This window comes from Pseudomonas sp. RIT-To-2, assembly GCF_029623465.1.
Lineage (GTDB): Bacteria > Pseudomonadota > Gammaproteobacteria > Pseudomonadales > Pseudomonadaceae > Aquipseudomonas > Aquipseudomonas silvicola.
In genome coordinates this window covers 122,445-135,707 of sequence record NZ_JAPYKM010000009.1, presented here as the reverse complement: position 1 = coordinate 135,707, position 13,263 = coordinate 122,445, and the positions used below count along the sequence as shown (strand labels likewise).

Below are 13,263 nucleotides of genomic sequence, written 5' to 3'. Positions count from 1 at the left end.
CCCGCCCCTGCAGGGGATGATTGCGCCCCGTGGGACCGGCGAAGCGCGGGAAGCAGTTACCGCGATCGTTGCGCCCAGCGCTGGCGCAGCCACTCGAGGTCTTCGGGGCGGGTAACCTTGAGGTTGTCCGAGCGCCCTTCGATCAGGCGCGGCGCCTGGCCGGCCCACTCCATGGCACTGGCCTCGTCGGTGACTGCCACGTCGGCCACCAGGCTGTCAGCCAGCGCCCGGTGCAAGGCCCCCAGGCGGAACATCTGCGGCGTGTAGGCTTGCCAGATGGTGGTGCGGTCGACGGTCTCGGCCACCCGGCCATGGGCATCAGCGCGCTTGAGGGTGTCCTTGGCCGGCACCGCCAGCAGGCCACCCACCGGGTCATGGGCCAGCTCACCCAGCAACTTGTCCAGGTCGGCCCGCGCCAGGTTCGGCCGGGCCGCATCATGCACCAGCACCCAGTCGTCATCCTCGGCGCCGTTGGCGTGAAGGTGCAGCAAGGCGTTGAGTACCGAGTCAGCCCGTTCGCGCCCACCCGGGGCACGTTGAATGCGCGGGTCACGGGCGCTGGCCAGGTCCGGCCAATAGGGGTCGTCTTCAGCCAGGCTCACCACCAGCCCCTTGAGGCCAGGGTGGCCGAGAAAGCAATCAAGGCTGTGTTCGAGAATGGTTCGTCCGCCCAGGTGCAGGTACTGCTTGGGCCGGTCGGCTGCCATCCGGGCGCCAACGCCCGCGGCAGGAATCACTGCCCAGAAGGCAGGAGAAGAATAGGTCATTGGGCCAACTGATAAAGGGTTTCACCGTCCTTGACCATGCCCAGTTCATGGCGAGCCCGTTCTTCAACGGTCTCCATGCCCTTTTTCAGCTCTGCCACTTCCGCATCCAGCACACGGTTGCGCTCCAGCAAACGCTCGTTCTCGGCGTGCTGGTCGGCGATCTGCTGCTCCAGGCTCGTGACCTGGGCCAGGCTGCCATTACCGACCCAAAGGCGGTATTGCAAGCCACCCAGCAGCAAGAGCAGGACAAGGAACAACCAATAAGGACTGCGCATCAAGGTATCCAGTGGAAATAAACGGCCGTACTGATGGCACGAAGCCTGGCTAGGCCAGGCTTTGTGCTGTACAGCGCTTGCTTTGTACCATCTAAAGCTTAGCCGCGAAACTCGGCACGGCCACGATAGACTGCCTTGGCGCCCAATTGTTCTTCAATACGCAGCAATTGGTTGTACTTCGACACGCGGTCGGAGCGGCACAGCGAGCCGGTCTTGATCTGGCCAGCAGCGGTGCCCACGGCCAGGTCGGCGATGGTGGAGTCTTCGGTTTCGCCCGAACGGTGCGAAATGACCGCGGTGTAACCGGCTGCCTTGGCCATCTGGATGGCTTCCAGGGTTTCGGTCAGGGTACCGATCTGGTTGAACTTGATCAGGATCGAGTTGGCGATGTGCTTGTCGATACCTTCCTTGAGGATCTTGGTGTTGGTCACGAACAGGTCGTCACCGACCAGTTGCACCTTGTCACCCAGCTTCTCGGTCAGCACTTTCCAGCCAGCCCAGTCGGACTCGTCCAGGCCATCTTCGATGGAGATGATCGGGTAGCGCTCGGTCAGCCCTTTCAGGTAGTCGGCAAACCCTTCGGCGTTGAAGGTGTGACCTTCGCCCGCCAGGTTGTAGACGCCGTCTTCGTAGAATTCGCTGGCCGCGCAGTCCAGGGCCAGGGTCACGTCGGTGCCCAGCTTGTAACCGGCGTTGGCCACGGCTTCGGCGATAGCCGACAGCGCGTCTTCGTTGGACGTCAGGTTCGGCGCGAAACCGCCCTCGTCACCCACGGCAGTGTTCAGGCCACGGGCCTTCAGCACAGCCTTGAGGTGGTGAAAAATCTCGGTGCCCATGCGCAGGCCTTCGGAGAAGGTCTTGGCGCCCACCGGCTGAACCATGAATTCCTGGATGTCGACGTTGTTGTCGGCATGCTCGCCGCCGTTGATGATGTTCATCATCGGCACCGGCATGGAGTAGACACCCGGGGTGCCGTTCAGGTTGGCGATATGCGCGTACAGCGGAATGTCCTGGTCCTGGGCGGCGGCCTTGGCGGCGGCCAGGGACACGGCCAGGATGGCGTTGGCGCCCAGCGAAGCCTTGTTCTCGGTGCCGTCCAACTTGATCATGGCGTGGTCCAGGGCCTTCTGGTCAGAAGGGTCCTTGCCCAGCAGCAGGTCACGGATAGGGCCGTTGATGTTGCCGACGGCCTTCAGCACGCCCTTGCCCATGTAACGGCTCTTGTCGCCATCACGCAGTTCGAGTGCTTCACGCGAACCGGTGGAAGCACCGGACGGCGCGCAGGCGCTGCCGATGATGCCGTTGTCGAGAAGCACATCGGCTTCCACAGTGGGATTGCCACGGGAGTCGAGAACTTCACGACCTTTGATGTCGACGATTTTTGCCATTGTTATAAGCACTCCAAATTTGACCAAAACGACACTGCTGAGGGAAATCTGTTGTGGCCGAAGGCTCGATACGGCGGCAGGCCTTCGGTCGACAAGGCTCTGGCCCGAGCGGGCCAGAGTGAATCGAGAGGTACTTTACCGGAAAAACGTTGTTACGCGGTTTCTACCGTCGGAAAACTTTTAACCAGATCGTCCAGGGCCTTGAGCTGGGTCAGGAACGGTTCCAGCTTGTCCAGGCGCAGGGCGCATGGGCCGTCGCACTTGGCGTTGTCCGGGTCCGGGTGGGCTTCCAGGAACAGGCCCGCCAGGCCCTGGCTGAGACCGGCCTTGGCCAGGTCGGTGACCTGGGCACGGCGGCCACCGGCGGAGTCGGAACGCCCGCCAGGCATCTGCAGGGCGTGGGTCACGTCGAAGAACACCGGGTATTCGAACGCCTTCATGATGCCGAAGCCGAGCATGTCCACCACGAGGTTGTTGTAGCCGAAGCTTGAACCACGCTCGCACAGGATCAACTGGTCGTTACCCGCTTCCTCGCACTTGTTCAGGATGTGCTTCATTTCCTGAGGCGCGAGAAATTGCGCTTTCTTGATGTTGATGACCGCGCCGGTCTTGGCCATGGCCACCACAAGGTCAGTCTGGCGCGACAGGAAAGCCGGCAACTGGATGATGTCGCAGACCTCGGCGACCACGGCGGCCTGGGCCGGTTCGTGGACGTCGGTGATCAGCGGCACGCCAAACGCCTTCTTCACGTCTTCGAAAATACGCATGCCCTCTTCCAGGCCAGGGCCACGGAAAGAGGTCACGGAGGAGCGGTTGGCCTTGTCGAAACTGGCCTTGAACACGTAAGGGATACCAAGCTTCTCGGTAACCCGCACGTATTCTTCGCAGACCTGCATCGCCATGTCGCGCGACTCGAGCACGTTCATGCCGCCGAACAAGACGAAAGGCTTGTCGTTGGCGATCTCGATGTTACCTACACGGATGATTTTCTGCGCCATGCTGTTTCGTTCCCTGATCAGGCTTTCTTCTGATGTTGAGCCAAGGCCGCCTTGACGAAGCCGCTGAACAGCGGGTGGCCGTCACGCGGGGTCGAGGTGAACTCGGGGTGGAACTGGCAGGCCACGAACCATGGATGGTCCTTCGCTTCGACCACTTCCACCAGGGCGCCGTCGCCGGAGCGACCGGACACCACCAGGCCAGCTTCGATCAGCTGTGGCAGCAGTTTGTTGTTGACCTCGTAGCGGTGACGGTGGCGCTCGACGATCACGTCCTTGGCGTAGCAGTCGTACACCTTGGAGCCGCTGATCAGCTGGCAGTCCTGAGCGCCCAGGCGCATGGTGCCGCCCAGGTCGGAGGCTTCGGTACGGGTTTCGACGGCGCCGGTGGCGTCTTCCCACTCGGTGATCAGGCCCACGACCGGGTGGCCGCTGGTGCGGTCGAACTCGGTGGAGTTGGCGTCTTTCCAGCCCATGACGTTACGGGCGAACTCGATGACCGCCACTTGCATGCCCAGGCAGATGCCCAGGTAAGGCACCTTGTTCTCGCGAGCGTACTGCACGGCAGTGATCTTGCCCTCCACGCCACGCAGACCGAAGCCGCCCGGCACCAGGATAGCATCGGCGCCTTCCAGCAGGCCGGTACCCTGGTTCTCGATGTCTTCGGAATCGATGTAGCGCAGGTTGACCTTGGTACGGTTGCTGATGCCCGCATGGCTCATGGCCTCGATCAGCGACTTGTACGCGTCCAGCAGTTCCATGTACTTGCCGACCATGGCGATGGTCACTTCATGCTCGGGGTTGAGCTTGGCGTCGACGACCTTGTCCCACTCGGACAGGTCGGCACCGCCACACTGCAGGCCGAAGCGCTCGACGACGAAGTCATCCAGGCCCTGGGCGTGCAGCATGCCAGGGATCTTGTAGATGGTGTCGGCATCTTCCAGGGAGATGACCGCGCGCTCTTCGACGTTGGTGAACAACGCGATCTTGCGGCGCGAGGACACGTCCACGTGGTGGTCGGAACGGCAGATCAGCACGTCAGGCTGCAGGCCGATGGAGCGCAGTTCCTTGACCGAGTGCTGGGTAGGCTTGGTCTTGGTCTCGCCAGCGGTGGCGATATACGGAACCAGGGTCAGGTGCATCAGCATCGCCCGCTTGGAACCGATCTCCACACGCAGCTGGCGGATGGCCTCCAGGAACGGTTGCGACTCGATGTCACCCACGGTGCCACCGATCTCGACCATGGCCACGTCGGCATCGCCGGCGCCCTTGATGATGCGGCGCTTGATTTCGTCGGTGATGTGCGGGATCACCTGGATGGTAGCGCCCAGGTAGTCACCACGGCGCTCCTTGCGCAGCACGTGCTCGTACACGCGGCCGGTGGTGAAGTTGTTGTTCTGGGTCATGGTCGTGCGGATGAACCGCTCGTAGTGGCCAAGGTCCAGGTCGGTCTCGGCGCCGTCGTGCGTGACGAACACTTCACCGTGCTGGAAGGGGCTCATGGTGCCCGGATCGACGTTGATGTACGGATCCAGCTTCAGCATGGTGACCTTAAGCCCCCGCGCCTCCAGGATGGCCGCCAAAGATGCCGAAGCAATGCCTTTCCCCAATGAAGAAACAACACCGCCCGTGACGAAGATGTAGCGCGTCATGAAAAACCCTAGAAGTCTGCGTTAAAGCGGTCAGAGCCGCCGGGGAAAGCGAAGGAAGGCCGAAGCCCCCGACGGCCAAAAACGGTTTGGCAATCGGCAACCGCCGTGTTTGCTGGGCAAGCACAGAAGTTGTATCAAGAAGGGAGCGTAGTCTACCGGAAACAGGCTTTCATCTCAAACGTTGTGCGTTCGTCGGTGGCAGCCAGTGCAAATCCACGCCGTTGCCGCCAATGGCTGGCAGGTTCGCCACGGCAGTCAATTGGCCATCTACGAACAACAGTGGCAGGCGCCCGCGCACGAAGGGCGGCAGCCCGGTTTCATTGAGCAGGCGCTTGAGGTCGCGGTGGCCACGGCCGGCTGCCTGCAGTACTTCACCGCCTTGGCGGTAGCGCACCTGCACCCTGCCCTGCGGCGCCAGGCCGCACAGGCGCACCTGGCCGTTGCCGGGCAACTCCAGGGGTTCCCCAACCAGCGGCCAGTCGACCACGCCCTGGGGCTCTGCCCGCCACACCTCATTCAACCACCACAACCGACCACCGGCACGCAACAGGCGGCCGTCCCCCAGAACCCACACCGGCGTCGCCGACGGCGCGGCGTCGCGCAGGCTGGCCCAGCCAGCCCAATGCTGGGTATCCGGCAAGCGGGTGAAGCCTGCCAACCAGTGCTGCAAGGCATTGCGCTGGCGGGGCTCGGACAGTGCAAGCAGCGGCGCCAGCGCCAGCGACGGCACGGGCAACCAGGGGAACGCGCTCGGCGTGGCAGCGGCACGCAGATCATCCGCCGCCAGCTCCGACAGCAACCCTTGCGCCTCGGCCAGATGGCTGGCGGCACGGGCGAAGGTTTGCGCGGCCTGGGGCCAGCGCCGGGTAATCACCGGCACGATCTCGTGGCGCAGGTAATTGCGGGCGAAGCGGGTATCGGTGTTGGAGGGATCGTCAACCCAGTCGAGCTGGTGCACCTGGGCATAGGCCTCCAATTCGGCGCGGGACGCTTGCAACAACGGCCGCACCAGCCGGCCCTGGCCCAGAGGCCGCTCGCCAGCCATGGCCGCCAGGCCACGCACACCGGCGCCGCGGAGCAGGCGAAACAGCAGGGTTTCGGCCTGGTCATCACGGTGCTGGCCGGTGAACAGCACGTCGCCTGCGGCGAGCGCCTGCTCGAATGCCTGGTAGCGCGCGCTGCGGGCAGCGGCTTCCAGGCTGGCGCCCGAGGTGACCTGGACAGGCATCACGGTCAGCGGCACGCCCAGGGCGTCACACAGGCGCTGGCAATGCAGCGGCCAGGCGTCGGCGGCGGCCTGAAGGCCGTGGTGGACGTGAATGGCGTGCAGCGGGGGAAGGACTTCGGTACGGGCCAGGGTGGCCAGCTGGTGCAGCAGGACGGTGGAGTCGAGGCCGCCGGAGAGCGCGATATGCCAGCGAGGGGCGGTGCGCCAGGGCGCGAGGCGATGGAGCATGGCGTGGGTCATTTCAGGCTCCCGTTCTGTGCTGGCCCTGACGCGGCCACGGCCCGTAGCAGCGGACCTGGCCGCGTCAGCCTTTACTCGGCATGCCTGACACTCCGCGGGGCCAGGACGCGGCCAGGTCCGCTGCTACAGGGGTCGTCTGGCCGCGTCAGCCTTTACGCGTTGCGCCTGACACTCCGCGGGGCAAGGGCGCGGCCAGCGGGAAGCCGTGGCGAGGGGCGTTGCTTACAGACCGTAGCTCATCAGGCGGTCATAGCGGCGCTTGAGCAGCGCGTCCATGTCCAGTTCCTTGAGCATGGCCAGTTGCGAGGCCAGTTCCTTGCGGATCAAGGCCGAAGCAGCGGCCGGGTCACGGTGGGCGCCGCCCAGCGGCTCTTGGATGACCTTGTCGACAATGCCCAGGCCTTTGAGGCGCTCGGCCGTGATGCCCATGGCCTCGGCAGCATCCGGGGCTTTCTCGGCGGTCTTCCACAGGATCGAGGCGCAGCCTTCCGGCGAGATCACCGCGTAGGTGGAGTACTGCAGCATGTTCAACTGGTCGCACACGCCGATGGCCAGTGCGCCGCCCGAACCACCTTCACCGATCACGGTGGCGATGATAGGGGTTTTCAGGCGCGCCATGACACGCAGGTTCCAGGCGATGGCTTCGCTCTGGTTGCGCTCTTCGGCATCGATGCCAGGGTACGCGCCCGGGGTATCGATGAAGGTCAGGATAGGCATCTTGAAGCGTTCGGCCATTTCCATCAGGCGGCACGCCTTGCGGTAGCCTTCAGGGCGCGGCATGCCGAAGTTGCGGCGAACCTTCTCGCGCACTTCACGGCCTTTCTGATGGCCGATGACCATCACCGGCTGGTCGTCCAGGCGCGCGATGCCGCCGACGATGGCGGCGTCGTCGGAGAAGTGACGGTCGCCGTGCAGCTCATCGAACTCGGTGAAGATGTGCTGGATGTAGTCCAGGGTGTACGGACGGCGCGGGTGACGCGCCATGCGCGCGATCTGCCAGCTGGTCAGGTTGCCGAAAATGCTTTCGGTCAGGGTGCTGCTCTTGTCTTGCAGGCGCGAGATCTCGTCGCTGATGTTCAGCGAGTTGTCGTTGCCGACCAGGCGCAGTTCTTCGATCTTGGCTTGCAGGTCAGCGATCGGCTGTTCGAAATCAAGAAAATTCGGGTTCATAGGCATCCGTCTTGGGTCGACGGCCAAGCGGCCGGCCGGTTGATCCGTTAGGCGCCCTACCATACGGGAAAGGGCGCATTGAGGTCGAGTTTAACGATCTGGGTCGAGTCTAGTCACCTTTGACTGGCTCAACGATATTGCAGGAAGACGTTCTCACGCCCGAACTGGTCACGCAGGGCTTGAATCAAACCATCACCCGGGTCGATGCGGTAGTCCTCGCCAAACTGCAGCAAGGCCTTGGCGTCAGGGCCGGTGTACTCCATGGTGATCGGGCAGGCGCCGCGGTGGCGCTTGCACAGGTCACCCAGCCAGCTCAGGCGGTCGCCCTTCAGCGCGTCAGCGTGCACCTTCAGGCGCAGGCTCTCGGCCAGGTTGGTGCGCGCATCTTCCATGGTCATCACGCGGTTGACCCGCAGGCGCAGGCCACCGGAAAAATCATCGTTGCTGACCTCCCCCTCCACCACCACCATGGCATCGGTCTGCAGCAGCGACTGGGCGGCCATGAAGGCATCGGCGAACAGCGACGCCTCGATACGCGCGGAGCGATCGTCGAGGGTGATGAAGCCCATCTTGTCGCCCTTCTTGTTCTTCATGACCCGCAGGTTGATGACCATGCCCGCCACCGTCTGCGCACCGCGAGCCGGCTTGAGGTCGATGATGCGCTGACGGGCGAAGCGGCGGATTTCGCCTTCGTACTCGTCGATCGGGTGACCGGTGAGGTACAGGCCCAGGGTTTCCTTCTCGCCGCGCAGGCGTTCCTTGAGGGTCAGTTCCTTGGCCTTGCGGTGGCTGGCATAGACGTCGGCATCCGCCTCCACGAACAGCCCGCCGAACAGGTCCGAGTGGCCGCTGTCATGGGTGCGCGCGGTCTGCTCGGCCGCCTTGATGGCTTCTTCCATGGCCGCCAGCAACACTGCGCGGTTGCGGTCGATGTTGGCAAGGTAGGCCTTGGACTCATCATGGAAGTACGGCCCCAGGCGGTCCAGGGCACCACTGCGGATCAGGCCATCCAAAGTGCGCTTGTTCACACGCTTGAGGTCGATGCGCTCGCAGAAGTCGAACAGGTCCTTGAAGGGGCCAGCCTGGCGAGCCTCGGTGATGGCTTCCACCGGGCCTTCGCCCACGCCCTTGATCGCGCCCAGGCCATAGATGATGCGGCCTTCGTCGTTCACCGTGAACTTGAACTCCGAGGCGTTCACGTCCGGCGCATCGAGGCGCAGCTTCATGGTGCGCACTTCCTCGATCAAGGTCACGACCTTGTCGGTGTTGTGCATGTCCGCCGACAGCACCGCGGCCATGAACGGCGCCGGGTAATGGGCTTTCAGCCAGGCGGTCTGGTACGAGACCAAGCCATAGGCGGCGGAGTGGGATTTGTTGAAGCCGTAGCCGGCGAACTTTTCCACCAGGTCGAAGATGTTGCCGGCCAGGTCCGGGTCGATGTTGTTGGTGGCGCAACCTTCAATGAAGCCGCCACGTTGCTTGGCCATTTCCTCGGGTTTCTTTTTACCCATGGCCCGACGCAGCATGTCCGCACCACCCAGGGTGTAGCCCGCCATCACCTGGGCGATCTGCATCACCTGTTCCTGGTACAGGATGATGCCGTAGGTAGGCGCCAGTACCGGCTTGAGGCCTTCGTACTGGTAATCGGAGTGCGGGTACGCAAGCTCGGCACGGCCGTGCTTGCGGTTGATGAAGTCGTCCACCATGCCCGATTGCAACGGGCCCGGGCGGAACAGTGCCACCAGTGCGATAAGGTCTTCCAGGCAGTCGGGCTTGAGCTTTTTGATCAGCTCTTTCATGCCGCGCGATTCAAGCTGGAATACCGCGGTGGTCTCGGCCTTCTGCAGCAGGCTGTAGGTGGGCTTGTCGTCCAGCGGAATGAACGCAATGTCCAGCGGCTCCTCGCCCACCTTGGCGCGGTCGCGGTTGATGGTCTTCAGCGCCCAGTCGATGATGGTCAGGGTACGCAGGCCGAGGAAGTCGAACTTCACCAGGCCGGCCGCCTCCACATCGTCCTTGTCGAACTGGGTCACCAGGCCGTCGCCGGCTTCGTCGCAATAAATGGGCGAGAAGTCGGTCAGCTTGGTGGGCGCGATCACCACGCCACCGGCGTGCTTGCCGACGTTACGGGTGATGCCTTCGAGCTTGCGGGCCATCTCCCAGATCTCGGCCGCTTCCTCGTCGACCTTGAGGAAGTCACGCAGGATTTCTTCCTGCTCGTAGGCCTTTTCCAGGGTCATGCCCACTTCGAACGGGATCATCTTCGACAGGCGGTCGGCCAGGCCATAGGACTTGCCCTGCACCCGCGCCACGTCACGCACCACCGCCTTGGCGGCCATGGAACCGAAGGTGATGATCTGGCTCACGGCGTTGCGGCCGTATTTCTCGGCCACGTAATCAATTACGCGGTCGCGGCCGTCCATGCAGAAGTCGACGTCGAAGTCGGGCATGGAAACCCGCTCCGGGTTGAGGAAACGTTCGAACAGCAGGTCGTATTCCAGCGGGTCGAGGTCGGTGATCTTCTGCACGTAGGCCACCAGGGAACCGGCACCCGAACCCCGGCCTGGGCCTACCGGCACGCCGTTGCTCTTGGCCCACTGGATGAAGTCCATCACGATCAGGAAGTAACCGGGGAAGCCCATCTGGATGATGATATCCAGCTCGAAATTCAGCCGGTCCACGTAGACCTGGCGCTTGGCTTCGTAGTCTTCGGTGGTGTCGCGTGGCAGCAGCACCGACAAGCGTTCCTCCAGGCCGTCGAACGAGACCTTGCGGAAGTACTCGTCGATGGTCATGCCATCGGGAATCGGGTAGTCGGGCAGGAAGTGCTTGCCCAGCTTGACGTCGATGTTGCAGCGCTTGGCGATCTCGACGGTGTTTTCCAGCGCCTCGGGCAGGTCGCTGAACAGCGCGTGCATTTCTTCGGCGCTTTTCAGGTACTGCTGGTCGCTGTAGTTCTTGTTGCGGCGCGGGTCATCCAGCGCCCGGCCTTCACCGATGCACACGCGGGTCTCGTGGGCCTCGAAGTCTTCCTGGCGGATGAAGCGCACGTCGTTGGTGGCCACCAGCGGTGCGCCGCACTTGTCGGCCAGGGCCACGGCGGCGTGCAGGTATTCTTCGTCGTTGGTGCGGTTGGTACGCTGGACTTCCACGTAGAAGCGGCTGGGGAACACCGACATCCACTCCTGCAGCAGCGCCTCGGCGTCCTGGGGGTTGCCGCCCAGTAGCGACATGCCGATCTCACCTTCCTTGGCCGCGGAGAGGCAGATGACGCCCTCGCTGGCCTCGGCCACCCACTCGCGCTCGATGATCACCTGGCCGTTGCGCTGGCCATCGATGAAACCGCGGGAGATCAGCTCGGTGATGTTGCGGTAGCCCTGGGCGTTCATGGCCAAGAGGCTGATGCGGCTCAGCGGGCCGTCGGCATCCTTGTTGGCCAGCCACAGGTCGGCACCGCAGATCGGCTTGATGCCGCCGCCCATGGCCGTCTTGTAGAACTTGACCAGCGAGCACATGTTGTTCTGGTCGGTGACCGCCACCGCCGGCATGTTCATACCGGTCAGGGCCTTGATCAGGGGCTTGATGCGCACCAGGCCATCGACCAGGGAATATTCGGTGTGCAGGCGAAGATGAACGAAAGAAACCGACATGGTGATCCTATGGGTGCACAAAACAACAAAAGCGGGATTGTAGCGTAATGGGGTTGGTTTGAGGATGTGCGGTGGGGTGGCTGTGCATGGCCTGGCACACAACAGAGGCAACGGCTGCGGCTGTCAGCTATCCGCCAGGTCAGCATCCAGCATCGCCCGCGCCTCATAAGCCTGACGAACAGGCGCAAACGAGCGCCGATGAATAGGCGTAGGCCCCAGACGCGCCAACGCTTCCAGATGAGCGGGCGTCGGGTACCCTTTGTGCCCACCCATGCCGTAGCCGGGATAGATCAGCTCAAACGCAGCCATCTCCCGGTCACGGCTCACCTTGGCCAGGATCGAGGCAGCGGCGATGGCCGGCACCTTGGCATCGCCCTGCACCACGGGAGCGCTGGGCACCGCCAGTTTCGGGCAGCGGTTGCCGTCGATCAACGCCAGTTTCGGCGTCACGTGCAGGCCCTCCACCGCGCGCTGCATGGCCAGCATGGTGGCGTGCAGGATGTTCAGTTCGTCGATTTCGTCGACCTCGGCGCGGGCAATGCACCAGCTCAGGGCCTTTTCGCAGATCTCGTCGTAGAGTTTCTCGCGCTTGGCTTCGGTGAGCTTCTTGGAGTCATTGAGCCCCAGGATAGGCCGGTTCGGGTCCAGGATCACCGCCGCGGTGACCACGGCGCCACACAGGGGGCCACGGCCGACTTCGTCGACACCGGCCACCAGGTCTTCGACCAGGGTGTAGTCCAGGCCCATTTGCAATTGGTTGCTCATTGTTTCGCCAGCAGTGCCAGCACCCCGTCGGCGGCCTGGTTGGAGGCATCGCGACGCAAGGTGCGGTGAATGTCATCGAAGCCCTGGGTCTGCACTTCACCCCCTTCCAGCAAGGGTAGCAAATGATCGACCAGGGCCTGGGGAGTAGCGGCGTCTTGCAGCAACTCGGGCACCAGCATGCGCTGGGCCAACAGGTTGGGCAGCGACACGTAAGGGCTTTTCACCAGCCGCTTGAGGATCCAGTAAGTCAGGCCTGCCAGGCGATAGGCGACCACCATGGGGCGCTTGTACAGCAGCGCTTCCAGGGTGGCGGTGCCAGAAGCGATCAAGACCGCGTCGCAGGCCGCCAGCGCGCGATGGGACTGGCCATCCAGCAACGTCAGGGGCAGGTCGCGGCCGACCAGCATGGTCTCCAGCTGGGCGCGGCGCGTAGCGTTGGCGCACGGCACCACGAAGCGCACGTCGGGGCGCAGGGCCAGCAGGCGCTGGGCAGCGTCCAGGAACAGCTCGCCCAGTCGCCCGACCTCACCGCCACGGCTGCCGGGCATCAGCGCCACCACCGGGCCAGTGCCTGGCAGGGCCAGTTCGGCGCGGGCCTGGGCCTTGTCGGCCTGCAACGGGATGGTGTCGGCCAGGGGGTGGCCGACAAACCGCACCGGCACGCCCTTCTCATCATAGAACCGCGCCTCGAAAGGCAACAGCGTGAGCATCAGGTCGCAGCCCTCGCGGATCTTCAGCACCCGCTTCTGCCGCCAGGCCCAGACGGAAGGGCTGACGTAATGCACGGTCTTGATCCCGGCCTGGCGCAGTTTCAGCTCCAGGGTCAGGTTGAAGTCCGGTGCGTCGATGCCGATGAAGACGTCGGGCTTGCGCTCGATCAGGGTCTGGATCAGTTGCTTGCGGCGCCCCAGCAACTCACGCAGGCGCCCCAGCACTTCCACCAGCCCCATCACGGCCAGGCGCTCCATGGGAAACTCGGAGACCAGCCCCTGGGCTTCCATCAGTGGCCCGCCCACGCCCATGAACTCGATGTCCGGGTGCCGGGCCTTGAGTGCCTGCATGAGGCCAGCACCCAGGATGTCACCACTGGCCTCGCCCGCCACCAGGGCGACGCGCAGTTTGCCTGGCAATGC

The 13,263-nt window shown here is 63.7% G+C and carries 10 protein-coding genes; all 10 read right to left on the bottom strand.

What is annotated here, in order from left to right; translation table 11 throughout:
- Nucleotides 1–56: 56 nt before the first annotated feature.
- The 10 genes from ispD to lpxB all read right to left on the bottom strand — a co-directional run bounded on the left by ispD (nt 57) and on the right by lpxB (nt 13,260).
- Complete coding sequence (gene ispD, locus QBK88_RS10880; RefSeq protein WP_277962038.1) at nt 57–767, bottom strand: 2-C-methyl-D-erythritol 4-phosphate cytidylyltransferase; 711 nt, start codon at nt 765–767, stop codon at nt 57–59.
- Complete coding sequence (gene ftsB, locus QBK88_RS10875; protein ID WP_158153563.1) at nt 764–1,042, bottom strand: cell division protein FtsB; 279 nt, start codon at nt 1,040–1,042, stop codon at nt 764–766. The genes ispD and ftsB overlap by 4 nt, the downstream gene beginning before the upstream one ends.
- 98 nt (nt 1,043–1,140) lie before the next feature.
- On the bottom strand, nt 1,141–2,430 hold the full coding sequence (eno, locus tag QBK88_RS10870) for a phosphopyruvate hydratase (RefSeq protein ID WP_268149224.1): 1,290 nt from the start codon (nt 2,428–2,430) through the stop codon (nt 1,141–1,143).
- Nucleotides 2,431–2,582: 152 nt separating this feature from the next.
- The gene (kdsA, locus tag QBK88_RS10865; RefSeq protein WP_277962037.1) at nt 2,583–3,428 is read right to left on the bottom strand and encodes a 3-deoxy-8-phosphooctulonate synthase; all 846 of its coding nucleotides are present in this window, start codon (nt 3,426–3,428) and stop codon (nt 2,583–2,585) included.
- A gap of 17 nt (nt 3,429–3,445) precedes the next feature.
- Nucleotides 3,446–5,077, bottom strand: coding sequence for a CTP synthase (locus QBK88_RS10860; RefSeq protein ID WP_277962036.1), 1,632 nt, complete (start codon nt 5,075–5,077; stop codon nt 3,446–3,448).
- 169 nt (nt 5,078–5,246) lie between these two features.
- A complete protein-coding gene (gene tilS, locus QBK88_RS10855) occupies nt 5,247–6,533 on the bottom strand; it encodes a tRNA lysidine(34) synthetase TilS (protein WP_277962035.1) in 1,287 nt (428 codons plus the stop codon).
- A gap of 234 nt (nt 6,534–6,767) precedes the next feature.
- The gene (locus QBK88_RS10850; protein WP_277962034.1) at nt 6,768–7,715 is read right to left on the bottom strand and encodes an acetyl-CoA carboxylase carboxyltransferase subunit alpha; all 948 of its coding nucleotides are present in this window, start codon (nt 7,713–7,715) and stop codon (nt 6,768–6,770) included.
- 128 nt (nt 7,716–7,843) lie between these two features.
- Entirely contained in the window at nt 7,844–11,365 is a 3,522-nt protein-coding gene (dnaE, locus tag QBK88_RS10845) for a DNA polymerase III subunit alpha (protein WP_277962033.1), read from the bottom strand.
- A 123-nt stretch (nt 11,366–11,488) separates the two neighbouring features.
- The gene (rnhB, locus tag QBK88_RS10840) at nt 11,489–12,118 is read right to left on the bottom strand and encodes a ribonuclease HII (RefSeq protein WP_277962096.1); all 630 of its coding nucleotides are present in this window, start codon (nt 12,116–12,118) and stop codon (nt 11,489–11,491) included.
- An 8-nt stretch (nt 12,119–12,126) separates the two neighbouring features.
- Nucleotides 12,127–13,260 (bottom strand): lipid-A-disaccharide synthase, encoded by a 1,134-nt coding sequence (gene lpxB, locus QBK88_RS10835; protein WP_277962095.1) that lies wholly within the window; start codon nt 13,258–13,260, stop codon nt 12,127–12,129.
- Nucleotides 13,261–13,263: the final 3 nt, after the last annotated feature.

Coding starts and splice junctions, on each gene's coding strand:
- ispD (WP_277962038.1), bottom strand. CDS start 767: ATGACCTATTCTTCTCCTGCCTTCTGGGCAGTGATTCCTGCCGCGGGC.
- ftsB (WP_158153563.1), bottom strand. CDS start 1,042: ATGCGCAGTCCTTATTGGTTGTTCCTTGTCCTGCTCTTGCTGCTGGGT.
- eno (WP_268149224.1), bottom strand. CDS start 2,430: ATGGCAAAAATCGTCGACATCAAAGGTCGTGAAGTTCTCGACTCCCGT.
- kdsA (WP_277962037.1), bottom strand. CDS start 3,428: ATGGCGCAGAAAATCATCCGTGTAGGTAACATCGAGATCGCCAACGAC.
- QBK88_RS10860 (WP_277962036.1), bottom strand. CDS start 5,077: ATGACGCGCTACATCTTCGTCACGGGCGGTGTTGTTTCTTCATTGGGG.
- tilS (WP_277962035.1), bottom strand. CDS start 6,533: ATGCTCCATCGCCTCGCGCCCTGGCGCACCGCCCCTCGCTGGCATATC.
- QBK88_RS10850 (WP_277962034.1), bottom strand. CDS start 7,715: ATGAACCCGAATTTTCTTGATTTCGAACAGCCGATCGCTGACCTGCAA.
- dnaE (WP_277962033.1), bottom strand. CDS start 11,365: ATGTCGGTTTCTTTCGTTCATCTTCGCCTGCACACCGAATATTCCCTG.